This is a genomic window from Streptomyces rapamycinicus NRRL 5491 (assembly GCF_024298965.1).
In the GTDB taxonomy this organism is placed as follows: domain Bacteria; phylum Actinomycetota; class Actinomycetes; order Streptomycetales; family Streptomycetaceae; genus Streptomyces; species Streptomyces rapamycinicus.
On sequence record NZ_CP085193.1, the window covers coordinates 7,752,074 to 7,778,388 of the forward strand.

The window sequence follows — 26,315 nt, forward strand, 5'->3', positions numbered from 1 at the left end:
GATCACACCCACGTCCTGGGGCGGAAACGGTTGGCCCGCTCCACCAGTTCGATCCTCTCCTCGCCTCGCTGGGCGAGTCTGGCGAGTACACGGTACGAGCGCTCCAATCCGAAGCGCAGCCCGCGCTCGTCCAGGCTGCTGCCGAGCAGCGGCGGCCGGTTGTGTCCCGGGGGCGCCCCGCTGCTGCCGGACAGTACCCAATCCAGGGCGCTGCCCAGGACCTCCGTACGCAGCCGCTCGCGCCGCACCGCGTCCAGACCGAACTCGCCCAGCCGCTCGACCTGGACCGCCGAGGCCGTCAGATCGCTCAGCAGGGCGTCGTACGGGGCGCGCTGGCGCAGCCGGGCCCGTACGGCGGCGACCCGCGCCGCCGTGTAGTGGATCGAGGACTCCGGCACCGACTCCAGGGCCCGCACCGCGCCCGGGCGGTCCCCGGCGCACAGCAGCACCCGGGCGAGGCCGAAGGCGGCGCTCACGAAGCTGGGGTCGGTGGCCCAGACCAGCCGGTAGTACTCCGCCGCGTTGTCCAACTGGCCCAGCACCTCGGCGCAGACGCCGAGCGCCAGCTTCGGCGCGGGCTCGCCGGGGAACGCGTCGTAGACGGCGTCGAAGGAGAGCGCGGCCGTCTCGCGGTCGCCGGTGGCCAGCGCGTGCAGCCCCCGGTACCAGACGATCCGCCAGTCGTCGCTGTACGCGGCCTCCAGACCGGTGAGCGCGACGCCCGCGTCATGCTCCTGGGCCAGCTCCAGCTGGGCGCGCACCCGGCGCAGCCGCAGCTCGACCGAGTCCACGGGCGCGGTCCGCAGCGCGGCGCTCACCTCGGCGGGGTCGGCGGCCAGCAGACCGGCCAGGAACCCGGCGTTGGGGTCGTCGGAGTCCACCAGCGGCACCGGGAGCGCCAGCGCGGTGGCCCGGCCGTCCAGCGTGGTGATGGCGGGCAGCGGCAGGGCCAGCGGGCCCGGCGGGCGCTGCGCGGGGATGGCGGGTGCGGTGGCGCCCCCGCCGGACCGGGCGCCCAGCAGGGACGGGTCCTTTCCGTCGTCGGCGAACAACTCGGTGTCCACGACGCGCGGTTCCGGCCCGAAGAGCGTGGACAGGGCAGGCCGGGGCCGCCCGGTCTGCAGCGCCACGACCTCCCGCAGCACCCCGGTCAGCTGGTCGGCCATCTCCCGCGCGGAGGCGAAGCGGCGCCCCGGGTCGGGATCGGTGGCCCGCACCAGCAGCCGGTAGAAGGATTCGTAAGCCCGGAAGACCTCGATGTGCTCGGGGTCCGGCAGGCTGTCCACGTAGACGTTCGTATAGCCCTGGAAGTCGAAGGTGAGCACGGCCAGGGTGCGCGCCACCGTGTAGAGGTCGGAGGAGATCGACGGGCCGGAGTCGGAGATCTCGGGGGCCTGATAGCCGACCGTGCCGTAGATGGGGCTGTCGTGGTCGTCCATCCGCCGGACCGCGCCCATGTCGATCAGTTTGAGCTGGTCCTGCTGCTGAATGGCGTTGTCGACCTTGAAGTCGCAGTAGAGCAGATTGCGGCTGTGCAGATGGCCGAGCGCCTCCAGCGCCTCGATGCCGTACGCGCACGCCTGCTCGACCGGCAGCGGATCGCGGCGGCCCTCGGTGGTGCGGCGGGCGTTGGCGATGTCCTTCAGGGACTTGCCGCCCACGTACTCCATGACGATGTAGCCGTCGAGGCTGCCGGTGCGCTGGTCGAGGTGCTCGACGAAGTTGTAGATCCGGACGATGTTGGAGTGCTCGATCTCGGCGAGGAAGCGGCGCTCGGAGACGGCGGCGGCCAGGGCCTCCTCGTCGCCCGTGTCCAGCAGGCCCTTGAGAACCACCCAGCGGTCCGACACCGCGCGGTCGATGGCCAGATAGATCCAGCCGAGCCCGCCGTGCGCCAGACAGCCCGCGACCTCGTACTGGCCGTGGACGATGTCACCGGGGCTCAACTTCGGTACGAACGAGTACGGATGGCCGCACTTGGTGCAGAACCCCTCGGTGCGGCCCGGCCGTTCGCCACGGGCGCGGCCCACCGGGGCGCCGCAGTCCCCGCGGCTGCAGAACCGCTTGCGCTCGGGGACCTCGGGGTCCGCCAGCACCGCCGTCCGCGGATCGGGGCGCGGCACATCGGGGACGCTGACCAGACCGGCGCCCAGGGCGTTCCGCCCCGAGGAGGCCGAGGTGGCGGAGCGGGAGCTGCGCACCGAGACCGAACGCGACGAGGTCCGCCCGGACATGGAGCGGGACAGCCGCCCGGACACCGAGCGCCGGGACGAGGAGGAGCGTGCCGAACGCGACCGGCCGGAGGCGCCGGACGAGGAGTCCCAGCCGGTCGCCGAGGAACCTCCGCTCCGCGCCGAGGAACCCCCGCTCCGCGCGGACGAGCCGTCGCTGCGTGCCGACGAGCCGCTCCGTGCCGAGGAGCCCTCGCTCCGGGACGAGGAACTTCCGCCCCGCCCGGCCTGCCCGGTGATCCCGGTGGGCGGTGAGGCCACCATCCCCTGCGGTGAGACGACCGGGGCCATACCGCAGACATCGCAGTACAGCTCGCCTCCGCCCACGTCCTCGTAGGACCCGCCGCAGTCACGCCGCTGGCAGGCGACGACCGCCGCATTCATTCCGTGCCTCCCTCGATGCCTTGCCCGGCCGGGCCCGTCTGGCGTGGCACCAGGGCCTCGGCCGCCGCCCGCTGGTAGCGCAGCACGGCCTGCTCGGCCGCCCGTAGATCACACGGGGCGCTCCACAGCATCCGGCGGGCCACGTCATACCGCTCCACCAGGAACGGATCCTCCGCCATGCCATGGCGGGCGACCTTCGCCTTGTACGCGTCGAGACGGCCGCGCAGCTCGGCGCGGACCGCGAGCGGCGCGGTGACCGCGGTCAACGACTCGCGGGCCCGCAGCAGCTCGTCGTCGGCGCGCTGCTCCAGGCTCTCCAGCAGCGGCGAGAGCCGGTGCCACTGCGAGCGCCTGCGGTAGTCGGCCGCGGCGACCAACTGCTCGTGCAGCGCGGTCGGCGGGCCGCTGACGGCCGGGACCTCCGATGCCGCGATCTTCGCGAGCACCTCACCGCGCGCCTGGCGCGCCTCCGCCAGGGTGCGATCGGCTCGGGAGAGCACATCGCGCAGCCGCATCAGCCGCCGCTCGGCGTCCTGCCGCACGTCCAGGACCGCCTCGATCTCCCGGCGCACATCCTCCAGGGCGCGGGCGGCGCGGTCATAGCGCTCGGTGTCGGGAGTGCCGCCGCCGGGCGCGGAGCTGCCGCTGGCCGGTTTCCAGAAGGCCAGCGGGTCGGAGACCACTTCGGCGCGCAGCGCCGTCAGCTCGGCGGTGATCTGCTCCAGATCGTCCCCCGAGGGGTGCTCACCGGGGCGGACCCCCACGGAGTGGGCGAGCGAACGGGTGCGGTGCAGCTCCGCGGAGAGCATGTCGATCCGGGCGGGCAGCGCGGACCATATGGCGTCGGCGCTGACGATGACGTCGATGGCCTCCGCGTACCAGCGGTTCATCCGGTCGACCAGCCGGTCCAGGCCCAGCTCCTCGCTGAGCAGGGGCGAGCCGCCGAGGGTGGCGCTGCTGGGCAGGGTGATCGCGGTGCCGCACAGCAACTCGGTGAGCTCGGCCAACTCGTCCTGCGTCGGCCAGCGGTGACGGGAGCGCACCTCACGGGCCCGGGTGAGGGCCTCGGTGTACGCGTCGAAGTAGCTCCACAGGAGAGAGATGGCCTGCTCGGTGGTGGACCAGCGGTCCTTGGTGACGCCCGTGAGCTCGGCGCCCTCGAGAAGCCTTCTGCCCGCGTGGTCCTGGAGGGCGAGCAGCGAGGACTCGATCGCCTCGTGTTCGGCGGCGAGCTTCGCCAGTGCGCGGTCCACCTCCTCCCGGCCCATGACCGGGCCGTCGGGTGCCCCCGCGAAACTGGGGAAGGGTCCCGGGACCCCCATCGATCACCTCTCCATGTCCGTAACCGCTATGTGATCCGTCTGCTGCGTCATCCCTACGCGTGTGAGGCGGGCGCTAATCCTTGCCGGTCCGTGATCCTTGCTCTTGCCCGGTGTGTCCGGGTCCGTCGTGCTCGTGCGCGCGGGTCCTCGTGCGCACGGGTTCTCGTCCGCTCCGGTCCTTGTCCGCGCTAGTCCTTGTATTCGGGGGCGGGCGGCGTCGGGTTCTCCTGCGCCGTGCTGAAGTCCTTGGCGAGCCACTTCTGGTAGGCCTGCATCCAAGGGCTGCCTGCCCCGCCCTGGCGGTAGTCCTCCAGAACCTTGTTGACCCGGCGTACCAGGTCGTCGTCGTCCTTGTTCATCGCCACGCCGTAGAACTCATCGGTGAATCGTGAGCCGACCAGCTTGACGGAGGGGTCCTGGGCCGCCTGGCCGGCCGCCAGCGCGTTGTCGGTGATCACCGCGTCCACCTGGCCGAGCTGCAGTCTGACCAGGCAGTCCAGCTGGTTGGGGACGGGCTTCACCATGATCGCGCCGAGATGCTCGGCCCCGGTGTCCGGCTTGTCCAGCTCGGCCTCGGCGGTGGAACCCTGCGCGGTGCAGACCTTCTTGCCGCGCAGCGTCTTGTTGTAGCCGGTGATGGACGAGTCGTCGGGGACCAGCACCTGCTGTCCGGCCTGGAAGTACGCGGTGGAGAACGCCACGTCCTTGATCCGGTCGCAGTTGATGGTCATGGTGCGCACCACGACGTCGACCTTGCCCTGCTGCAGGGCCTTGATGCGCTGACTGGTGGGTATGGTGCGGAAGATGACCGCGTCCGGATCGCCGAAGATGTCGTCGGCGATGGCGCGCACCAGGTCGATGTCGAAGCCGGTGAGGTCGCCGGTTGCCGGATCGCGGTATCCCCAGCGATAGCTGTTCTGGTCGACGCCGGCGATCAGCTTGTTGAGCTTGTGCCCGTTGACCTCACGGTTCTTGATCCGTTTGATGGCCGGGCCGCTCGCACTGGACGGGCGCAGGCTCGCCTCGGGATCGCGGCAGCTGTCCGCCGCCGCGGCCTCGGCGCCGGTCCGCACGGTACGCGGCTGCCGCGCACCACCCTTGCCGTCGCCGTCCCCGCCGTCGTCCATCATCGCCGGGACCGCGATGGCCGTGGCCACGCCCAGGGCGCATACCGTGACCGCGGCGGCCGATCGCAGTGATCGCATGCTTCCGCCCCCCATCGTCCTCATCGGTACTCCGACAGTCTGCGGCCTATGCCCAGCACCGCTCCCGCGGCTCCCAGCACGGCCAGCACCCCGGCGCCGAGCGCCATGGCGGTGAACGCGCCGCGTCCGTCGTCGGCGGCCTGCTGGAACTCCCGCTGTTCGTGGTCGAGGGCCTTGGCCAGCTGGCTGTCCACCGCGTCGAAGGACTCGCCGGTGCTGTCCTCGACGCCGATGACCTTCGTCAGCGCCGTCTTGTAGTCGCCCCCGTCGTCGGCGGCGCGGGCGGCCTTGTGCCGCACCTGCCACTCGTGGATCCGGCCGCCGGCCTTCTCCACCGGCTCGCGGCCCTCGTCGTCGTCCGCGAGGGCGCGCGCCTTGTCCAGCAGGCTGCCGTCCGAGGGGCGGTCGCCGGACGCCTTGCCCACGAGCGCGGACATCCGCGAGCCGTAGCTGACCTCGTAGGCGTCCTTGCCCTTGTTGGCTCCGTCCTCGTCCACGACGACCGCGCCGCGCGCCACCAGGGTCAGGTTCTCGTCGGCGCGGGCCCGCAGGGAGTCGATCCGCGCCTCGTTGAGCACCTGGAGGGACTTCGCCCCGTGATCGTTGGAGTCGTTGAGCTGGGTGCTGGCGACCGCGTGGCCGACCACCAGCCACAGCATCACCACCGTGGAGGCGGCCGTGGCGGTGAGCAGACCGCGGCTGAGCACCCGGTTGGTCCGCTGGAACTCACGGCGCTGGGCCCAGCCCAGTGCGCCCAGGGCGACCAGGCCGGTGGCGATCGCCACCCACGGCCATGCCTCGGCGTCCTCGTAGTCCTCCCCGAGGCGGGCGGTCTCCGCCTGGTAGAGCCTGCCCGCGGCGGGCAGCAGCTTGTCGCGCATGGTGTCGTTGGCATAGCGCAGATACGCGCCGCCCAGCGGCAGCCCCTGGCGGTTGTTGGCGCGCGCGGAGTCGATCAGACCGGTGTACACCGGCAGCAGCTGGTTGATCTTCTGTATCTCGTCGCGGGCGGAGGACGAGCCCTCCGTATTGGCCGCGGCCCGCACCAGCAGCTTGGACGCGGTGTCGATGTCCCGCACGAACCGCTGCCGGACCTGGGGAGGCTCCTGGCCGCCCGCCAGGAAGCCTCCGGTGGCGGTGGTGTCCGCGTCGGCGAGGGAGCGGTAGATCTGCGCCGCGTCGGCGCTCAGCGGCTGGCTGCGCTCGGCCACGGCGTCCGCCGCGGTCTGCCGGTCGGAGACCTGCCAGGCCGTGACCGCGCCGAACGCGATCACCAGCGCGGCCAGCACCGCCCCGATGACGCGCAGCCGGCCGGGCTCGGTCGTCGCCGCCGCCCGCGCCCGGTCGAGCCCCTCAGCCCACGCGGTCCGCGGCGGGGCCGCGGGCGCGGGCGGCGGTGCGGCTCTGCCGGTGGTCGGCGGGTATGACACAAGACCTCCCCCTTGGCCCGGATTCCTGGATCGTGTCGCGGTCGGTGTCGCAGCAGTATGGACCGCGGCGCCAGGAGAGGTCACCGGTCGAGCCTGGATCTTGTTCGGATCGCGATCTTCCCTCCCCTTTTCATTACGCTTCGGAAGGACTTTCGGTTCCACTTTCCACGTCATCGGCCGGGGCGTAGTGCGCGCGCAGCCGGGCGTACGCCGATTCCGGCGCGCCGGTGCGGTCCAGGCCCAGCAGCGCGGCGCCGAGCACCGGCGGTGCGGTGACCACCCGCGGCTCGGCCTTCGGGGCGCGCTCCGCGAGCAGTTCGCGGATCCGGTCGTCCAGCAGCGGATGGCGGGCCGCGAGCACCCCGCCGCCCAGCACCACCGGGGTCTCCTCGCCCAGCAGATCGAGCCGGCCGAGGGCGACCACCGCCATGGTCACCACCTCCTCCGCCTGGCGGTCGACGATCGCCCGCGCGATCTCGTCGCCGGCCCCGGCCACCGCGAACAGCACCGGCGTCAGCTCATGCCGCCGCCCCGGCTCCAGACGGCCCAGATGCAGCGCCTCGATCAGCTCGTACATGGTGGTCAGGCCGAAGCGCGCGGGCAGAGCGCGGGCCAGTTCGGTCGGCTCGCCGCGGCCGTCCTCCGCCCGCGCCGCCCACCACAGCGCCTCCTCCGACAGATAGCCCCCGCCGCCCCAGTCGCCGGAGATCCGGCCGATGGCGGGGAAGCGGGCCACCCGGCCGCCGTGACCGATCCCGGCGCAGTTGATCCCCGCGCCGCAGACCACGGAGACGCCGGTCGGCTCGCCGTCGTCCCCCACCCCGGCCCGCAGCAGGGCGAAGGTGTCATTGGCGACCGTGACGGTGGCGCCCCAGCCGCGCTCGGCCAGGACGCCCGTCAACTCCTCCTCCTCGCTGGGGAGATCGACGTTGGCCAGACAGGCCGAGACATGCCCCGCGGACAGTGGACCGGACCGGCCCGCCTGCCGCGCCACCTCCTCCACCAGGGGCGCGAGCGAGCCGACGGCCTGCTCGGCGCCCACGACGGGTGGCCGGAAGCCGCCGCCGCGGGCCGTGCCGAGCACGGAGCCGTCCGGGCCGATGAGCGCCACATCCGTCTTGCTGTTGCCCGCGTCGATCGCCAGGACCGACCCGTCCGGCGGGGCGGCGGACGAGGGGGAGGAGGACGAAGGGGCAGGAGAGGGGGTCGATACGGACTGGGTCAGGCCCACGCCAGATGCTCCCGGTTGTGCGCGATGAGGTCGTCGGTCAGCTTCTCGGCGTACTCGATCTGGCCGATGAGGGGGTGGGACAGCAGCGCCTGGAAGACCCGCTCCCGGCCGCCCTTCAACGCAGCCTCCAGCGCCAGGTGTTCGTACGCGGTGACATTCGCGACCAGACCGGCGAACAGGGGCTCGAGGGGGCGCACGGGCAGTGGTTTCGCGCCCTGCGCGTTGACGGCCGCCGGGACCTCGATCACCGCGTCGTCCGGCAGGAAGGGCAGCGTGCCCTCGTTGAACGTATTGACGATCCGCACCTCGCCGGTGTCGCCCAGCAGGGACGAGGTCAGATCGACCGCCGCCTCCGAGTAGAACGCCCCGCCGCGCTTGCCGAGCAGCTCGGGCTTCTCGTCCAGCGCCGGATCGCCGTACATCTCCAGCAGCTCCCGCTCGATCGCCGCGACCTCCGCCGCCCGGGACGGCTTGCTGCGCAGCTCCCGCACCACCGCGTCGTGCTGGTAGTAGTAGCGCAGGTAGTAGGAGGGGACGACGCCGAGCCGGCCGACCAGCGTGCGCGGCATCCGCAGGTCCTCGGCGATCGCCTCGCCATGCTCCGCGAGCAGCTTGGGCAGCACGTCCTCGCCGTCGGCGCCGCCGACGCGCACCGCGCGCTCCCAGGTGAGGTGGTTGAGGCCGACGTGCTCCAGCGTCACCTCGCCTGGCTCCACCCCCAGCAGCCTGGCGAACTTCCGCTGGAAGCCAATGGCCACATTGCACAGGCCGACCGCCCGGTGCCCGGCCGTGAGCAGCGCCCGGGTCACGATCCCGACCGGGTTGGTGAAGTCCACGATCCAGGCGTCGGGGTTGCGGCGGCGCACCCGCTCGGCGATGTCCAGCACCACCGGGACGGTGCGCAGCGCCTTGGCCAGCCCGCCCGCGCCGGTGGTCTCCTGGCCGACACAGCCGCACTCCAGCGGCCAGGTCTCGTCCTGGTTCCGCGCGGCCTGGCCGCCGACGCGCAGCTGGAGCAGGACCGCGTCCGCGCCGTCCACGCCCGCGTCCAGGTCGTCGGTCCAGGAGATGGCGCCCGGGTGGCCCTGCTTGGCGAAGATCCGGCGCGCCAGCCCGCCGACCAGCTCCAGCCGGTCGGCGGCCGGGTCGACCAGGACGAGCTCCTCCAACGGGAGCACGTCCCGCAACCGGGCGAATCCGTCGATGAGTTCGGGGGTGTAGGTGGACCCACCCCCCACGACTGCGAGCTTCAACCCTTGACTCCTGTCAGTGTGACGCCTTCGACGAAGGCTTTCTGAGCGAAGAAGAAGACGATGATGACGGGGGCCATGACGAGCAGGGTCGCGGCCATCGTCAGATTCCAGTTGACGCTGTGCGCGCTCTTGAAGCTCTCCAGGCCGTAACTGAGTGTCCAGGCGCCCGGATTCTGCGAGGCGTAGATCTGCGGGCCGAAGTAGTCGTTCCAGCAGTAGAAGAACTGGAACAGCGCGACGGCCGCGATCCCCGGTTTGGCCATCGGGATCACGATGCGCAGCAGCGTGCCGAATTCACCGCTGCCGTCCACCTTCGCCGACTCCAGGTACTCCCGGGGAATCGTCAGCAGGAACTGGCGCAGCAGGAAGATGGAGTACGCGTCACCGAACGCCATCGGGATGATCAGCGGCCACAGCGAACCCGACAGATGCAGTTGCTGGGCCCAGACCAGATACATCGGTATCACGATCACCTGCGGCGGCAGCATCATCGTGGAGATGACCAGGATCATGGCGGCGCGGCGGCCGCGGAAGCGGAATTTGGCGAGGGCGTAGGCCACCGGAATGGAGGAACAGACGGTGAAGAGGGTGCCGAGCCCGGCGTACATCAGCGAATTGCGCCACCAGTCCAGGAAGCCCGGAGTGTTGAAGACGTCGGCGTAATTCGACCAGTTCCATTCGGTGGGCCACAGGTCGCCGCTCAGCGCCTGGTCGTCGCTCATCACCGAGGTCAGGAAGACGAAGACGAAGGGCAGGATGAAGAAGAGCGCGGCGGCGATGGCGACCGTGTGCACGGCGATCCAGTGCAGCGCGGCGCGGCGGCGGGAGGCGGGGGCGGGGGAGCGTCCGGCGGCGGGGCGCGCGGGCGCGGACGGCGCCGAGAGGGCGGTGGTGGCGGTCATGGTGAATCGGTCCTCTCAGTCCTCGGCTCAGTCATCGGCCGACAGCAGTCCGGCACGCTTGCGCATCAGCAGCGTCGTCACGGCCATCGCGATCGCGAACAGCACGAGCGAGAGCACGCAGGCGGCTCCGGTGTTGAAGTTCTGGAAGCCGAGCGAATAGACGAGCTGCGGCACGGTGAGTGTGGAGTGGTCGGGATAGCCGGGCTGGATGACCGATCCGGGCCCGACGCTGACCCCGGAGGCGAGCTTTCCGGCGACCAGCGCCTGGGTGTAGTACTGCATGGTCTGGACGACGCCCGTCACGACCGCGAACATCACGATCGGGGTGATCGACGGCCAGGTCACATAGCGGAACTTGTGGAACGCCCCGGCGCCGTCCAGGTCGGCCGCCTCGTACTGCTCCTTGGGGACGTCCAGCAGGGCCGCCATGAAGATGACCATGAGATCCCCGATGCCCCACAGGGAGAGCAGTACGAGGGACGGTTTGGCCCAGGCCGGGTCGTTGAACCAGTTCGGGGCGTGGATCCCGATGCTGCCGAGAATGTCGTTCACCGGGCCGGTACCGGGGTTGAGAAGGAAGACGAAGGCGACGGTGGCCGCCACCGGAGGGGCGAGATACGGCAGATAGAAGGCGGTGCGGAAGAATCCCACCCCGGACTTCACCTTGGTGACCAGCAGTCCGATGCCCAGGCCGAAGACGACCCGCAGCGCGACCATGACCACGACCAGCCAGAGCGTGTTCCACAGTGCCGGTCCGAACAGCGGCATCTGCTCCAGCACATAACGCCAGTTGCGCAGCCCGACGAAGGTCGGGGCCTGGACCTGGTTGTAGTGCATGAAGGAGAAGTAGACGGTGGCGACCAGCGGATAGCCGAAGAAGACGGTGAAGCCGACCAGCCAGGGGGAGAGAAAACCGAGGGTGCGCAGCCGCTCGCGCCGGGCTTTACGGCGCAGGGCGGGGGCGTTCGTCAAGGTGGCCATGTCGCACTCCGTCAGTTCTGTGCCTGGAGATTGTCGGCGTCTATCTCGTCATCGAGTTTTCGCAGCCCCGCGTCCAGATCGTGCACCTTGCCCGCCTCGACGCCGTAGGAGAAGTCCTGCAGCGAGGTGACGTACTGACCGCCGTTGATCGAGGGCGGCAGGGCGGTGCTGTAGCGGTTCTGCGCGATATCGAGGAAGGCCCGGAAGGTGGGATCCGAGTCCAGCTTCGGAGAGGTGAGCGCCGCCTTCGTGGACGGCACATTGTGAATGGCGTTGGCGAAGGCGACCACCTGATCGGTGTTGGCGGTCAGGAACTTCACCAGCTCCCACGCGGCGTTCTGATGGGTGCTGCTGTGCGCGATGCCGACCACCGTGCCGGTGAGATAGCCCCGGCCATAGGTCTCGGGCTGGTCGTCCGGCACGGGCAGCGGCGCGGTGCCCCATTTGAACTTCGCCCCCTTCATGAAGAGCCCGCGCCATTCGCCGTCCATGTGCATGGCGAGCTTTCCGGTGAGAAACGCGTTCTGGGATGACATCTCATCGCCGAAGGAGGTACGGAACGTCTCCAGCGGGCCGTACCCGCCCTGGCTTCGCATCAGGTCCGCAGTGGTGGCGTAGAAGTCCTTGGCCGCCTTCCCCTTCGCCAGTCGCGCCTTGCCGTCCTTGCCGAAGTACGTGGGGCCCCACTGGGCGAGGAATCGGTCCGGGCTGTTCTGGTAGAGCCGGAAATTGGGCATGAAGCCCACCCGCTCATAGCCGCCGCCCTTGGTGCGCTTGGTCAGCTTCACGGCGTCGCGCCGCAGCTCGGACATGGTACGGGGCGGCCGCTTGATGCCCGCCTCGGCGAAGGCGTCCTTGTTGTAGTACATGCCGTACGCGTCGGCGAGCAGCGGGAGCGCGCATTGGGCGCCCTGATAGCTCGTGTAGTCCAGCAGCGTTTTCGGGAAGACCTTGGCCTTGTCAAGACCGGTCTTCTTCATGAACGGATCGAGATCCACCCACATCCCGGAGGAGCAGTACTGCCCCACATTGTTGGTGGTGAAGGAGGAGACGACATCCGGGGCGTCGCCGCCGCCCGCCCGCAGTGCCTGGTTCACGGTGGCGTCGGTGACATTCCCGGTGGCCTTCACCTTGATATTGGGGTGGAGCTTCTCGAACCGGGCGATGCTGGCATCGATCGCCTTGACCTCGCTGTCCTCCGACCAGCCGTGCCAGAACTTCAGCGTGACGGGCTTGGTCGGATCGTCCTCGGCGCTGCCGGTACTGGGATTGGCGCAGCCCGTGAGGAGCAGGGCGCCGGCGCTCAGTGCTGCGGCGAGAGCGGCCAGTTTTCGTGCCATGGGGAGACTTCCTTTACTGCGGTACGAGGGGGACGGCAGGGGAAGCGGCGGTGAGGGGCGCCGGACAACGGACAAAGGGGAGAGCGGACGGGGCCTCGGAACAGATAGCGGGAAAAGGGGAGGGGACGTACGGGTGGTGGAGCGGCGCCCGGTGACTCAGGCGTCGAACCGGGCGGTGTCGAAAACGGTCTGACGGGCATCGGCGACCGCCGTCCACAGCGCGCCGATGAGAATCGGATCCCCCTCGATCTCACTGATCCGCAGCTGCGGCCGGGGCAGTGCGAGACCGGTCATCTCGGCCTCGACCAGCTGACGCAGCCGGTCCCCGCCGGCCTGCGCGACCTCACCCGAAAGGACGACCAGCTCCGGGTCGACCACGGCGACGACGGAGGCCAGCCCGGTGGCCAGCCGGCGGGCCAGGTCGGTCAGCACCTCGTCGCCCGGGCCGGGGGTGCGCAGCGCGGCGGAGAGCGCCTTGGTGGCGGTGGGCGCGTCGATCCCGTGGTCGCGGGCCAGCTCCACGACGGCGGGCGAGCCGACCAGCTTCTGGAACCCCCCGCCCCCGTCCGGCCGGGCGGCGGCGTCCGGTCCGCCCCGGGCCAGCGGGGCGCCCGGCAGCGGCATGTAACCGATCTCCCCGGCCCCGCCGGTGGCACCGCGCAGCAGGGTGCCGTGGAGCACGATGGCCGCGCCGACCCCCTCGTCGGCCCAGACCAGCGCGAAGTCGTCGAAGTCCTGGGCGGTGCCGTGGTGCTGTTCGGCGATGGCGGCGAGGTTGACGTCGTTCTCGATGACGATCGGTGTGTGCAGCACCTCGGCCAGGTCGTCCCGCAGGGTGCGGGACTGCCAGCCGGGCAGATGCGGGGCGTAGCGCAGGGTCCCGGTGCGCGGGTCGAGCGCGCCGGGGGTGCCGATCACGGTGGAGTGCAGATCGTCCCGGCCGAGCCCGGCGGCGGCCAGCGCCCCGTCCACCGCCTCGGCGACCAGTTCCCCGGTCCGGTTGGTCACGCTCGCTTCGGTGGCCGGGGCCGTCACCCGGTGTTCACCGACCACCTGGCCGGTGATGTCGGCGACGGCGGCGGTGATGCCCTCCTGGTCCACGGCGAGCGCGGCCACATGGGCGGCGGCCGGATCGATCTCGTACAGCTGCGCGTTGGGCCCCGGGCGTCCGGTGACGTTCCCGGTGGTGCGGACCAGGCCGACGGATTCCAGGCGGGTCAGCAGCTGGGAGGCGGTGGGCTTGGAAAGACCGGTCAACTCCCCGAGCCGGGTCCGGGTGAGCGGTCCGTGGGCGGCCAGCAGCTCCAGTGCGGCGCGGTCGTTCATGGCGCGGAGGACGCGGGGGGTCCCGGGTGTGCCGCCCTGCGTATTGCTGCCGGGTGATGCGGCCATGGTGGTGCCCCCGTCTCACTCTGTTAAGAAAGTTTCCTATTGATGAATAGCAAGCTAGGGGGCGGACCGGGGCGGCGTCAATGGGTCAAAGGCGGGCTTTCCTTGGCGGGTTCTTGGCGAAGAGATGGATCATCCATGTACCTGGCATGGACAAGTCACCGTAAGAGTGGCCCCCGGTGGGGTGGCTGTGATCGTCAGCCCCCACCGTCATGCGACGACTCGAATCGCAAGGGGGCTAGGTGAGATCTATTTCTTCCCGGGAGCGCATGGCCCGTTCCAGAAAACGCACGGCCCTGGGGCTGGCGGCGGCGCTGCCGTTGGTGGCCGGCGCGCTGGCGCTCGGCATACCCACGGCCCAGGCCGACTCCGCACCGCACGGCCGTGACACCCTGAACGGCACCAAGCCCGCCTGGGCGACGGCGCGTTCGGACCGCGGCGCGACCGATGACGGCAATAAGGTCACCGCGCGCGTATATCTGGCCGGACGGGACGCCAAGGGGCTGACCGACTACGCCAAGGCCGTGTCCGACCCCTCCTCGCCGGACTACGGCAAGTTCCTGTCGGCCCGGCGGACCCAGGCACGTTTCGGACCGACACGGCAGCAGAAGGACACCGTGACCGCCTGGTTGAAGCGGGCCGGGCTCGAGGTCACCGGCGGCAACCAGCACTATCTGTCGGCCACCGGCGAAGTCTCCGCCGCCGAGCGGGCGTTCGGCACCCAGCTGCACAACTACACCAAGGACGGCAAGGTCTACCGGGCGCCGTCGAACGCGGCCACGGTGCCCGCCTCGCTCCACGGCGCCGTGCTGACCGTCGTCGGCCTGGACAACGCGCCCAAGCGGGCCAAGCACGACGAGACCCTCCCGCCCCCCGGGCCGGTCTTCGAGAACGCCGGGCCGTTCTCCTCCTATTACGGTTCCCGGACCGACCGGAGCCTGCCCTCGGCGTACGGCGCCAAGCAGCCGTACGCGATCAAGGGGTACACCGGCAAGCAGCTGCGCGCCGCCTACGGTGCCAAGAGCCGCAACACCGGTAAGGGCGTCACCGTGGCCATCACCGACGCCTTCGCCTCGCCCACCATCGCCGCGGACGCCGCCCAGTACGCCAAGCGCAACGGCGACCCGGGCTACCGCAAGGGCCAGTTGACGCAGGTGCTGCCGACCGATTACCGGTACACCGAGGAGTGCGACGCCGGCGGCTGGTACGGCGAGGAGACCCTCGACGTCGAGGCGGTGCACGCGGTGGCGCCCGCGGCCGACATCTCTTACGTCGGCGGAGCCTCCTGCACCGACGACGATCTGCTCGACTCGCTCGCCAAGGTCGTCGACAACCGGCTGGCCGACATCGTCTCCAACTCCTGGGGTGATGTGGAGGCCAACGAGACGCCGGACGTGGCCGCCGCCTACGACCAGATCTTCCAGCAGGGCGCGGTCGAGGGCATCGGCTTCTACTTCTCCTCCGGTGACAACGGCGACAACGTGGCGTCCACCGGCACCAAGCAGGTCGACACCCCGGCCAACTCGGCATGGGTGACGGCGGTCGGCGGCACCTCCCTGGCCGTCGGCAAGGGCGGCACGTACCAGTGGGAGACCGGCTGGGGCACCACCAAGGCCACCCTCTCGGCCGACGGCACCAACTGGGACGCGCTGCCCGGCGCGTACACCTCCGGCGCCGGAGGCGGCACCAGCAAGACCGTCGCCCAGCCCTTCTACCAGCGCGGCGTGGTGCCGGACGCGCTCGCACTGGCCAACGGCGGCACGGCCAAGCAGCGGGTGACCCCGGACGTCGCGGCCGTGGCCGACCCCAACACCGGCTTCCTGGTGGGCCAGACGCAGACCTTCCCGGACGGATCGCTCCGGTACGGCGAGTACCGCATCGGCGGCACCTCGCTGGCCGCGCCCGTGATCGCCGGTGTCCAGGCGCTCGCCCAGCAGGCGCGCGGCGGCCAGCCGATCGGTTTCGCCAACCCGTCGCTGTACGACCGGTACGGCACCGCCTCGTACCACGATGTGACCGACCACCCGCTGGGCGCCGGTGTCTCGCTGGGCGTGGTCCGGGTCGACTACGTCAACAGCCACGACGACACCGACGGGCTGGTGACCTCGCTGCGCAGCCTCGGCCGGGACAGTTCGCTCCACGCGGTCGTGGGCTATGACGACGTGACCGGTGTGGGCACGCCCGGGGCCGGCTACCTCACCTCGTTCGGCGGACACCACCGCCGCTGAGCGGCCGGGGTGAGCTCCTTACGGCTCTCACGGGCCCGAGCTCCTTACGGTTCGCATGAGGCTCCCGTCCCTTCCCGGGGCGGGAGCCTCGTCATATCAGCTTCGTCATATCAGCCTGGTCGTGTCAGCCGGGCATGTCCGCCGTGCCGCGTCCGCCGCGCTCACTTCGTCGCGGGCGGCGGCACCGTCGCGGAGGGAGTCGCGGCGGGACCGGCGCCGGGAGCGATCGGGCTGGTCGCCGCCGACTGCGGCGAGTCCGGGTTGGCCAGCGCCGACGGCGCCGCCGTGGTAGCGCTCGGATCGACGGCGTCGGTCTGGAGCTCCGGATCCAGAGGCCGGCCGACGAGCTGGATGCCCGCCTCGTTCAGCGCCTTCTTGATCCGCCAGCGCAGCTCCCGCTCGACGCCGAGCGCCTTGCCGGGCATGGTCCGCGCCGACACCCGGACGATCATCGACTCCAGATAGACCGCGTCGAGACCCAGGACCTCGATCGGCTCCCAGAGCCGCTCGTTCCACGGCTCTTCCTTGGCCATGTCCACGCCGACCTGCGTGATCACGGCCCGGACCTGCTCCAGATCCTCCTCGGCCCGGACCTGGACATCGAGTGCGGCCGTCGCCCAGCCCTGGCTGAGGTTGCCGATCCGCTTGACCTCGCCGTTGCGCACGTACCAGATCTCGCCGTTGTCCCCGCGCAGCTTGGTGACGCGCAGACCGACCTCGATCACCTCGCCGGAGGCCACCCCGGCGTCGACCGTGTCGCCGACCCCGTACTGGTCCTCGAGGATCATGAAGACACCGGAGAGGAAGTCGGTGACCAGATTGCGGGCGCCGAAACCGATCGCCACACCCGCGACCCCGGCGCTGGCGAGCAGCGGCGCCAGATTGATCTCCAGCGCGGAGAGGATCATCAGCCCCGCGGTGCCCATGATCAGGAACGAGGCCACGGAGCGCAGCACCGAGCCGATCGCCGCCGACCGCTGACGCCGTCGCTCCACATTGACCAGCAGCCCGCCGAGCGCGGTGCCGTCGACGGCCTGGGCCGTGCGGTTCATCCGCTCTATCAGCTTGGTGATCGCCCGCCGGACGACGGACCGGAGCACGAAGGCGATGATCAGGATCAGGGCTATGCGCAGCCCGATACCGAGCCAGGTGGACCAGTTCTCCTCCACCCAGCCCGCGGCGTTCGTGGCGCTCTTCTGCGCATCGTCGAGAGTCGTGGGACGAGGCGTCGAGTCAGCGGCCAGAGCAGCGGACCAGAACACAGCAGAAACCCTTCGTATGCGACATGCCCGCACGGATCGCCCGCGCACGCAACCTCTCACACAGTAGCCGGGCGCGAGGTGCGCCGTTCCTGTGTTCGAGAGCGCGCGAGCGCGGTCAGGGGGCGCATTCGAGCGGGTCCGGAGGCGGCAATTCCACCTTCTGCCCCGGCCGGGGGCCGTGCGGCGGCGGCAGCCGGAACGGGCCGTGATTCTTGCCACTTCGCGGTGGTATCCCGCTTCCCGCGCACCTCGTGCGCAAGGGCGCCGGAAGGCCGACAGGGCTGTGGTCAAGCGGCCGGTGTCGTCGCCGCGTACGGAGGGTATACGGGCGGTACGCGGAAATGCCTCTCAACCGTTAACCCGGTGATAGTGGCGTTCCGGCCAGGGTTCAGGGGAAACTGGGGGAGATCGTCCCGGCGCGAGCCACGCGCCGCCGGCGTACAAGGAGGCCCCCGTGCCGCATGTCCTGGTCCTCAACGCGTCGTACGAGCCCCTCGGCGTCGTACCGCTCCGCCGCGCGCTCATACTCGTCCTCAATGACAAAGCCGTCAGCCTCGAGGACTCAGGCGCCCTGATGCACAGCGCTACCCGCGTGATCCCCGCACCCAGCGTCGTCCGGCTGAAGCGCTTTGTGCGGGTGCCCTTTCGTGGCCCCGTCCCGCTCACCCGCCGCGCCCTGTTCGCCCGCGACGGCGGCCGATGCGCCTACTGCGGTGGCGTCGCAACCAGCGTCGATCACGTCATCCCGCGCAGCCGTGGCGGGCAGCACACCTGGGAGAACGTGGTCGCCGCGTGCCGTCGCTGCAATCACGTCAAGGCGGACCGCCATGTCGCCGAGATCGGCTGGCGGCTGCGCCATCAACCCGCGCCGCCGTCGGGGCTCGCGTGGCGGATCATCGGCACGGGCCATAGGGACCCGCGCTGGATGCCATACCTCCAGGCATACGGCGCGGAAGATGCCATGGCCCGGATCGACGGCAAATCTGCCTGAGAGACCGGGCCATTACTGTGTCTGCTCGCGGGAGCCCCTGGGTCCTGTCCGGTGGATCTTCACGGGTCCGTGAAGATCCACCGGACAGGACCCAATTCGTCCGCGCCGCCTAGTCCTTCCGCACCGCGTAGGCGCCGACCGACCAGAGGGAGTAGCCGAAGCGGGTGGCGCGCTCGACGCCCTGGACGCGGATGAACCGCGTGTCGGGGGCGTCCATGCCGATCGACTCCAGGCCGCCCTTCCCACGGGTGACCGTCGCCGCGTCGCGCCAGGTGCGGCCGTCCTTGGAGACCTGGACGCGGTAGCGGGAGGCGTACGCGTCCTGCCAGTTCAGCTCCAGGCGGCCGATCCGGGCCGGGTGGGCCAGCTCCAGCTGGAACCAGGCGCCGTCCTCGGCCCGGGAGGACCAGCGGGTGTCCGCCTTGCCGTCGATCGCGGCGGACGCCGGGAAGCCGGCGGTCTCATCGCCGGACGAGGTCGCCTTCGTGCCCTCCACACGGGCCAGGTCCGGGCCGCCGGTGTGCGGATGCGCCCTCAAGGTCAGCACGCGCTCCTCGGACCCGAAGCGGACCGGGAGGGAGTAGCTGCCCGGCTTGGTGCCCTTGGCCACCGATATCTCCAGCCGGGCGGTCGCCGTACCGCCGCGCGGGGCCGTCACCCCGTCGGGGGCGCGGACGGTGATGCCGCGCGGCGCCTTCACCGTAAGGTCGCCGTTCACATCGCCGGGGCGGTGGGAGACCAACTGGGCCTCGACCACGGCCGCGTCGCCGCCTATCTGTGCGTCCGCCGTCTTGTGGGACAGCGTGAGCCCGGCGCCCGGGGTGTCGCCGAACCAGGGCGTGATCTCGTGCACCGTCGGCGGGGTGGTGCCCTCCGGCCAGCTGAGCCGGATCGCGTCCGCCGACAGGTCCTTGTCCCCGTCCGCCGTCCTGACCTGGGTGAATCCGCTGCCGGAGAGGGTGCCGATCCGGCGCCAGCCCGCACCGGGGACATGCGCCTCGACGGTGCCGGGCGCGGCGTCCCGGACTCGTGCGGTGAGCGCGGAGACGGAGGCGAGCGGGCGGCTGCGGCCGAAGCGCACGGTGACCGGGCGGCCGGGCGAGGACACCTCGGTGGCCGCCTTGCCGTCGGCCGCCGCGCGGTCCTCCTTGCCGGTCCGCAGCCCCAGCTTCGGGGTCCGGTCCACCCCCGACCAGGCGTCCGCGCGGACCAGGGCCTTGGCGAGGAAGGGGTCGAGGACGCCCTTGCCGACCGTGACCCGGCTGTCCCCGATCCTCTCGCGCAGCGCCTCCACCGCGAGCTGGGCCTTCCAGGCTGCCGCCCCGTCGCCGCGCGCCTGGGCGGTGAGCATGTCCACGGCCCGCACCCCCGCGTCGCCGTACCGGCTCAGCTGGTCGAGCCAGGGCCGCACATCGTCGCCCAGCGTGCGGGAGAGCCGCTCGGGGGCGTCACGCATCGTCGCGAAGGCCTCGCGCAGCCGGTCGGCCGAGCGCTCCAGCCGCTTCACGTCCGTACCGCCCCGGGCCGTCCAGAACGCGTCGATGAGCGGGCGCAGATACGCGGACTCGTCGCCGCCGAGCACCGAGGAGGCGTCGTTCCCGGCGAGGGCGCGCAGGGCGGCGCGGGTCTCGGCGTCCTTCCCGGCGAGGTCGTCGATGGCCGCCTGCCAGGACTCCTGGGGGCGGTAGCCGCGCGGGTTCCAGGCGAAGTCGGCGGCGGTGAACAGCGGGATCCGGGAGGCGGTCGGCTGCTCCATGGCGTTGGCCAGCAGCGCCGCGGACTGGGTGGCCACCGCCGGGTCGCGGCCGGTGTACGGGCCGAGGAAGATCCGGTCCTGCGCCCAGTCGTTGACCGGGTAGTTGTCCATGGTGACCAGGCGGTGGCCGAACGCCGACCGGGCACCGGCCAGCTCGCCGCCGGTGATGGTCCTGGGCACCACCCCGACCCCGGTCCAGGCGACCTCCACGCGCTGGTCGAGCGCCCCGGCCAGGGCGCGCCGGAACTCGGTGTCGCCTTCCTGGTAGTACTCGGTCGGCATCAGGGACAGCGGGGCCGAGCCGGGGTAGCGGTCGGCCAGGTGGCGGGCGAGGGCGTTGGCCACCTTGGCCTGCGCGGTGGCGGCGGCCTCCGGCCCTGAGCCGAATTCATCGGCGTCGGCGCCGCAGTGCCACTCGCTGTAGCTGACGTCCTGGAACTGCAGCTGGAAGGAGCGCACCCCGAGCGCCCACATGGCGTCGACCTTCCGCAGCAGCGCCTTGAGGTCCTTCGAGGAGGAGAAGCACATCTCCTGGCCGGGGGAGACCGCCCAGCCGAGGGTCACATGGTTGGCCCGGGCGCGCGTGGCCAGCTCGCGGAACTCCTCGCGCCGCTCGGCCGGGTAGGGGTCGCGCCAGCGGGCCTGCCGGTAGGTGTCGTCGCCGGGCGCGTAGAGATAGCGGTTCTGCTTGGTGCGGCCCATGAAGTCGAGCTGGGCCAGCCGGTCGCGGTGCGACCACGGGGAGCCGTAGAACCCCTCCGTCGTCCCCCTTACGGCCGTCGCGGGCCAGTCGCGGACGGTCACCCCGGTGAAGGCGGAGCCCCGGCCCTCCCGCTTCACCAGCAGCTGGCGCAGGGTCTGGACGGCGTGGAAGAGCCCGTCCGGGCCGACGCCGGACAGCGCGACCGTGGGCTGTCCGTCCACCGGGCCCGTGGCCAGGAGATAGCCGCCGGAGGGGAGGTCGTCGCGCTCGGGCGCGCGCAGGGCGCGCAGCGCGTTCGTCGCGCCCTTACCGCCGACGTGCACCACCAGCCCGCGCGCCGGGATCTTGCCACCGGGCGTGGCCTCGTTGACGGTGCGCACCCCCGCGTCGTGCAGCAGGCCGCGCAGCGCGTCCAGGGCGTACGGATCGGCGTCGCCGTCGGCTATGAGCGTGGCCTCGTCCCCGAGAGCCACCTCCGGCCCCTGGGCCCGCAGCGACTGGGGGCGCGGCCATACGGGCGGTATGCCGTCGCTGCTGTCGCGCTCCGGTGTGGCGGCGCCCGGGGCGCCGTGGTCCGCCGGTGCCGCGGTGGCCGCCGGGGCACCGCCGAGCAGCCCCCCGATGACCGCGGCGGCCATGGCCGTCGCGCCCGCTGCCCTGGGCCTCTTCCCCCCGAACTGCACGGGCCTCTCCTCGATCCAGATAGCCGGTCCCCGTAGATATGGCGCCGATAGGCGTGAGCCCACCACCAGGCCGGTGAGGGTGTCAACGCGAACGACCGAAGTGTCGGCATTGCCGTATGCGCCGGGCCTCGGGCGCCTGACGCCGGGCCTCGGGCGGCCCGCGCCGGGCACGGCACGCCCGGCGCAAGTCTGACGGATGAAGGGCGGTCCTGTTCGTAAACTCTGTGCCCCCGAACCCTTCACGCAGTGAAATCGCCGCCCAGAGGGGATGTGACCTACAGCACGTCCGGGGGGCGTTTACGTCTGCGCCCGTTCGGAGTGGGTAGGGCTCGGGATGACCCACTGCCGACAACCCCACGGAGGTCCGTGTGGCCGCGTCAGCTCAACTTCTTTCTTCCGCCCTGTCCAAACCCGGCCCCGAGGCGTCCAGCGAACCGGATCCCTTCGTCGGGGTCTCCGACCCCGACTGCGGACTGTGCGGCCTGGACGGCTTCGGGTCCGGAAGCGCCACCGAGGCGCCCCTCACCAGCGAGCCTCCGCTCGCCGACAACATTCCCCTGACCAGCGAGCCCCCGCTCGCCGCCGAAACTCCCCTGACGAGTGAGCCGACCGCCGTCCTTACCGGCGCGGGCGCGGGCTGCGGGCCGATGGAGTACTGATGGGCAGAGCGCGGCTCGCCGAGCTGCACGGTGTCGCCACCTCCTACGACCCCGCCCCGGGCCGCACCGTCCAGGTGCCCGAGGACACGGTCGTCGCCGTGCTCGCCGCGCTGGGCGTGGACGCCTCGACCCCCCGATCCGTACGCGAAGCGCTGGACCGGCACGACGGCCGGCAGCGCGACCGGCTGCTGCCCCCCTGCGTGGTGGTGCGCCCCGGCAAGGCGCCCCGGCTGAGCGTGCCCGACGGCACGGCGCTGCGGGTGCGCCCCGAGGACGGCGCACCGCACCCACCGGGGCGGGCGGCCGCGGGGGCCTTATGGGCCGATGGTCCCCTGAAGGTCGGTGGCCCCCTGAAGAAGGGCGCCCACGAGCTGAAGAAGGGCGCCCACGAGAACGGCGCCCTGGGCGGCTCCCTTACGAATGGCGTTCTTCCGGACGGTGTCTTCACGGTCGGCGTCTCAGCGGATGGCGCCACCGCCGATGGCCTCCTTACCGCGCTCACCGCGCTGCCGCCCGGCGCCCACACCCTGCTTGCCGAGGCCCCCGACGGCCGTCGCGCCTCCGCCCCCCTCATCGTGGCCCCCGACCGGATGCCGTTGCCCCCGGCCCGCAGCCACGGCTTCCTGGTACAGCTCTACTCGCTGCTCTCCGCACGCTCCTGGGGCATGGGCGACCTCGGCGACCTGGCCGATCTGGCCGCCTGGTCGGGGCGGGCGCTCGGCGCCGGCTTCGTCCAGATCAACCCGCTGCACGCCGCCGTGCCCGGCACCCCGGCCGCGCCCACCGACCCCTCGCCCTACCGCCCCTCCTCGCGGCGCTTCCCCGACCCGGTCCATCTGCGGATCGAGGACGTGCCCGAATACGCCCATCTGCGCGGCCGCGCCCGCGTGCGGGCCGATCAGCTGCTGGCGGCCGCCGCCGCACTCCGTGACTCCGTCCTGCGTGAGGGCGCCCTCATCGACCGGGACGCCGTCTGGGCCCTCAAGCGCGAGGCGCTGGAACTGGTGCGGGCGGTCCCCCTCAGCCCCGGCCGCCGCGCCGCCTACTGCGACTTCCTCGCCGAGCGCGGTCAGGCCCTGGAGGACCACGCCCTGTGGTGCGCGCTCGCCGAGACCCACGGCCCCGAATGGCGCACCTGGCCCGACGGCCTGGCCGACCCGCGCTCCGCGGGCACCGCCCGGGCGCGGGCCGAGCACCTGGACCGCACCGACTTCCACTGCTGGCTGGCCTGGCTCACCGACACTCAGCTGGCCGCCGCCCAGCGCGCCGCGCGCGAGGCGGGCATGGGCATCGGCCTCGTCCACGATCTGGCGGTCGGGGTCCACCCCTCGGGCGCCGACGCCTGGGCGCTCCAGGACGTCTTCGCCTCCGGCATGTCGATCGGCGCGCCCCCGGACGCCTTCAACTCCCGGGGCCAGGACTGGGGCCTGCCGCCGTGGCGCCCGGACGCCCTCGCGGCCACCGGCTACGCCCCCTACCGCGATCTGCTGAACGGCCTCTTACGGCACGCGGGCGCGCTCCGCATCGACCATGTGATGGGCCTCTTCCGGCTGTGGTGGGTGCCGGAGGGGCGGGAGCCGACCGAGGGCTGTTACGTCCGCTACGACGCGGAGGCGATGCTCGGCGCGCTCGCCCTGGAGGCGCACCGGGCCGGGGCGGTCGTCATAGGGGAGGACCTGGGGACGGTCGAGCCCGGTGTGCGGGAGGAACTGGAACGGCGCGGGGTGCTGGGCACCTCGGTGATGTGGTTCGAGCGGAACTACAACGGCACGGGCGCGGCGCGGCCGCTGGCGCCGGAGGAGTGGCGGGCGGACTGCCTGGCCACCGTGACGACCCACGATCTGCCGAGCACGGCCGCCCGGCTCACCGGCGACCATGTCGAGCTGCGCCACCGGCTGGGCCTGCTGAGCCGCCCACTGGCCGAGGAGCGCGCGGCGGACGCGGTCGAGGTCGCCGAGTGGCTGGGGCTGCTGGGGCGGCTCGGGCTGCTGCCGGAGGGGCCGGGCGACGAGGAGGCGGCCGTCAAGGCCGTTCACCGCTTTCTGCTGCGCACCCCGGCGAAGATGGTGGGCGTCTGGCTGCCGGACGCGGTGGGGGACCGCAGACCGCAGAATCTGCCGGGCACCTGGGATCAGTACCCCAACTGGCGGCTGCCGATCGCCGATGCCGAGGGGCGCCCGATGTCCCTGGAGGAGCTGGTCGCCTCGCCCAGGCTGCGCGCGCTGATGGACGAGGTGGCCCTGCTGGCGCCTTGTGACCCCGCGCGGGCCGTCCGGCGGGGATCGTGACGCCTGCGGCGGGTTGTCCCCCTCCCCGCCCCTTCCCACAACTGGGACTCCGCCCCAGACCCCGGAGCGGGGCTCCGTCCCAGATCCCGGGCGGGGTGCAGGGGGGGAGCCCCCTGCCACGCGGTGGTCGCCTCGTAGGGGCTGCCTCGGTCCATAGGTGGGACCTCTGTCGTGTGCAGTCTCCCCAGAACGCGTCCCCTCTGTCAGGCTGTCATGGACATCGCCATAGAGATCCGATCAATGTCGATCGGAGAGCTGGAGGGGACCATGGCCCGACCTCTGGCCGGAACGCCCGGCACTCACGGAACCCGCGGACGGCGGCGTGTGCTGCTCGCACTCCGCGCGCTCGCCTTGGCCGCCCTCGCGGCCGCCGCCGTCCCTCCCGCTCCCGCGGAGGCCGCCGCGCAGGCCGCCGCGCGGGCCGGTTGTGAGGGGCCCGTCACCCCCGCCCCGCAGCAGGTCGTCGAGGACTGTGACACCCCCGCCCGCATCATCGACAAGGCCGCCCACACCGTCCCCACCCCTGGGCAGCGGGCCTGGCAGCAGCGTGAGATCACCGCCTTCACCCACTTCGGCATGAACACCATGACCGGCCGCCAGTGGGGTTCCGGAGCCGAGGACGAGAAGCTCTTCGACCCGCCCGAGCTCGCCATGGACCAGTGGATGCGGGCGTACAAGGCCGCCGGTGCCCGGCAGGTCATGCTCACGGCCAAGCACCACGACGGCTTCGCGCTCTATCCGAGCCGCTACACCGACCACGACGTCGAGGCCAGCCCCTGGTGGACGAAGGGTCCCGGCGGCCGGAATCCCGACGGCGATGTCCTGGGCGCGTACGTCAAGGCCGCCCGTAAGGCGGGGCTCAAGGTCGGTGTGTACCTCTCGCCCGCCGACGGCGCCGAGCTGCCGCACGCCTGGCACGCGCAGTGGGTCGAGAAGATCCGCGAGAAGCAGCAGAACGGCGAGGAGCTGTCGCTGCCCGAGCGGATGGCCCTGGAGGACGGCGACCGCGCGCCCGCCGGTCAGGGCCGCTACGGCAACGGCAGCAAGCCCACCGAGCGCACCATCCCCACCCTCGTCCCCGGTGACGACCGGGCGGGCAAGGTCGCCTCCGGCGCGCTGCCCACCTTCCGCTTCGCCGCCGACGACTACGACGCGTACTACCTCAACCAGATCTACGAGATACTGACGCAGTACGGCCCCATCGACGAGTTCTGGCTGGACGGCGCCAACCCGTGGGGCGGTGCGGGCGTCACCCAGCACTACAACGTCAGGAACTGGTTCGAGCTCATCCACGCGCTCTCGCCGAAGTCGGTGATCTTCCAGGGCGCCCAGGGTGTGCGCTGGGTGGGCAACGAGGACGGCATCGCCCGGGAGACCGAATGGTCGGTGACCCCGTCCGCGGTCGACCCGTGGACCGTCATCGGCGGCGGGCTGCCCAATGACTCCACCGACGCCGACATCGGCTCGCGGGCGAAGCTGACCGCGCCGGGCGTGCGCTATCTGCAGTGGTACCCGGCCGAGGCCGATGTCTCGATCCGTCCCGGCTGGTTCCACGACCCCGCTGAGCGGCCCAAGACCCCGGACCAGCTGATGTCGCTGTACGAGCGCAGCGTGGGCCGCAACGCCTCGCTGCTGCTCAATGTCCCGCCCGCGAGGAACGGCCGGATCGACGACGCCGACATGGCCTCCCTTACGGCCTTCGGCAAGGCCGTAAGGACGACATACGGCACCGGCTCCCGGCCGGCCCCCGGTCATCCGGTGACCTTCGACCGGGTGCGGCTCGGCGAGGACGTCCGCCAGGGGCAGCGGGTGGAGGAGTTCACCGTGCAGGCCCGGGTGGCCGGGACCTGGCGGGACATCGCCTCCGGGACGACCATCGGGGCCCGGCGCATCCTTCCGCTGGCCGCGCCCGTCACCGCCGACGGGCTGCGGGTACGCGTCCTCGCCTCCCGCGCCGCGCCACGGCTGCTGCCGCCGACGGTCCACCTCAGTGAGGCGGGCCGCCGCTGAGCCGGCGATCCCGGGGCCGTGTCATGGTCATCACAGTGCCGTGTCAAGGCCACCCCGGGCACGCGGC

The 26,315-nt window shown here is 71.8% G+C and carries 17 protein-coding genes; 5 read left to right on the plus strand and 12 right to left on the minus strand.

The annotated features are described in order from the left end of the window. Positions 1 to 2 precede the first annotated feature (2 nt). The 10 genes from LIV37_RS32255 to LIV37_RS32300 all read right to left on the minus strand — a co-directional run bounded on the left by LIV37_RS32255 (position 3) and on the right by LIV37_RS32300 (position 13,671). On the minus strand, positions 3 to 2,615 hold the full coding sequence (locus LIV37_RS32255; RefSeq protein WP_121824251.1) for a serine/threonine-protein kinase: 2,613 nt from the start codon (positions 2,613 to 2,615) through the stop codon (positions 3 to 5). Continuing rightward, a complete protein-coding gene (locus tag LIV37_RS32260) occupies positions 2,612 to 3,937 on the minus strand; it encodes a coiled-coil domain-containing protein (protein WP_020871282.1) in 1,326 nt (441 codons plus the stop codon). The genes LIV37_RS32255 and LIV37_RS32260 overlap by 4 nt, the downstream gene beginning before the upstream one ends. 188 nt (positions 3,938 to 4,125) lie before the next feature. Continuing rightward, positions 4,126 to 5,142 (minus strand): glutamate ABC transporter substrate-binding protein, encoded by a 1,017-nt coding sequence (locus LIV37_RS32265; RefSeq protein WP_020871283.1) that lies wholly within the window; start codon positions 5,140 to 5,142, stop codon positions 4,126 to 4,128. A 20-nt stretch (positions 5,143 to 5,162) separates the two neighbouring features. After that, on the minus strand, positions 5,163 to 6,572 hold the full coding sequence (locus tag LIV37_RS32270; RefSeq protein WP_020871284.1) for a hypothetical protein: 1,410 nt from the start codon (positions 6,570 to 6,572) through the stop codon (positions 5,163 to 5,165). Positions 6,573 to 6,705: 133 nt separating this feature from the next. Continuing rightward, positions 6,706 to 7,716, minus strand: a complete 1,011-nt coding sequence (locus tag LIV37_RS32275; RefSeq protein WP_121825144.1) for an N-acetylglucosamine kinase — start codon at positions 7,714 to 7,716, stop codon at positions 6,706 to 6,708. Between the two features lie 77 nt (positions 7,717 to 7,793). Beyond that, positions 7,794 to 9,056: a 6-phospho-beta-glucosidase gene (locus LIV37_RS32280; RefSeq protein ID WP_254807126.1), complete on the minus strand. Its 1,263-nt coding sequence runs from the start codon at positions 9,054 to 9,056 to the stop codon at positions 7,794 to 7,796. After that, complete coding sequence (locus LIV37_RS32285; RefSeq protein WP_020871287.1) at positions 9,053 to 9,958, minus strand: carbohydrate ABC transporter permease; 906 nt, start codon at positions 9,956 to 9,958, stop codon at positions 9,053 to 9,055. The genes LIV37_RS32280 and LIV37_RS32285 overlap by 4 nt, the downstream gene beginning before the upstream one ends. 27 nt (positions 9,959 to 9,985) lie before the next feature. Beyond that, positions 9,986 to 10,939 carry a carbohydrate ABC transporter permease gene (locus LIV37_RS32290; protein ID WP_020871288.1) on the minus strand — a complete coding sequence of 318 codons (954 nt, stop codon included), beginning with the start codon at positions 10,937 to 10,939 and terminating at the stop codon, positions 9,986 to 9,988. Between the two features lie 11 nt (positions 10,940 to 10,950). Beyond that, positions 10,951 to 12,279, minus strand: a complete 1,329-nt coding sequence (locus LIV37_RS32295; protein WP_020871289.1) for an ABC transporter substrate-binding protein — start codon at positions 12,277 to 12,279, stop codon at positions 10,951 to 10,953. 156 nt (positions 12,280 to 12,435) lie between these two features. Further along, entirely contained in the window at positions 12,436 to 13,671 is a 1,236-nt protein-coding gene (locus tag LIV37_RS32300; RefSeq protein WP_121824249.1) for an ROK family transcriptional regulator, read from the minus strand. A 266-nt stretch (positions 13,672 to 13,937) separates the two neighbouring features. Between LIV37_RS32300 and LIV37_RS32305 the strand changes: the two genes are divergently transcribed. Continuing rightward, complete coding sequence (locus LIV37_RS32305; RefSeq protein WP_020871291.1) at positions 13,938 to 15,896, plus strand: S53 family peptidase; 1,959 nt, start codon at positions 13,938 to 13,940, stop codon at positions 15,894 to 15,896. Positions 15,897 to 16,057: 161 nt separating this feature from the next. On the opposite strand, the gene LIV37_RS32310 is transcribed toward LIV37_RS32305, so the two are convergent. Further along, positions 16,058 to 17,158, minus strand: coding sequence for a mechanosensitive ion channel family protein (locus tag LIV37_RS32310; protein ID WP_121824248.1), 1,101 nt, complete (start codon positions 17,156 to 17,158; stop codon positions 16,058 to 16,060). A 454-nt stretch (positions 17,159 to 17,612) separates the two neighbouring features. Between LIV37_RS32310 and LIV37_RS32315 the strand changes: the two genes are divergently transcribed. Continuing rightward, positions 17,613 to 18,149: an HNH endonuclease gene (locus LIV37_RS32315; protein WP_020871293.1), complete on the plus strand. Its 537-nt coding sequence runs from the start codon at positions 17,613 to 17,615 to the stop codon at positions 18,147 to 18,149. A 109-nt stretch (positions 18,150 to 18,258) separates the two neighbouring features. Here the strand turns inward: LIV37_RS32315 and LIV37_RS32320 are convergent, their stop codons facing one another. After that, the gene (locus LIV37_RS32320) at positions 18,259 to 21,246 is read right to left on the minus strand and encodes a glycoside hydrolase family 84 protein (RefSeq protein ID WP_020871294.1); all 2,988 of its coding nucleotides are present in this window, start codon (positions 21,244 to 21,246) and stop codon (positions 18,259 to 18,261) included. Between the two features lie 413 nt (positions 21,247 to 21,659). Here LIV37_RS32320 and LIV37_RS32325 point away from each other — a divergent pair, with 413 nt between their 5' ends. From LIV37_RS32325 to LIV37_RS32335, 3 genes are all read left to right on the plus strand, one after another. After that, on the plus strand, positions 21,660 to 21,950 hold the full coding sequence (locus tag LIV37_RS32325; protein WP_020871295.1) for a hypothetical protein: 291 nt from the start codon (positions 21,660 to 21,662) through the stop codon (positions 21,948 to 21,950). Then, positions 21,950 to 24,238 (plus strand): 4-alpha-glucanotransferase, encoded by a 2,289-nt coding sequence (malQ, locus tag LIV37_RS32330; RefSeq protein ID WP_020871296.1) that lies wholly within the window; start codon positions 21,950 to 21,952, stop codon positions 24,236 to 24,238. Before LIV37_RS32325 ends, malQ begins: the two co-directional genes overlap by 1 nt. Before the next feature lie 267 nt (positions 24,239 to 24,505). Then, positions 24,506 to 26,248 (plus strand): alpha-L-fucosidase, encoded by a 1,743-nt coding sequence (locus tag LIV37_RS32335; RefSeq protein ID WP_243146126.1) that lies wholly within the window; start codon positions 24,506 to 24,508, stop codon positions 26,246 to 26,248. The last annotated feature ends 67 nt before the right edge of the window (positions 26,249 to 26,315 follow it).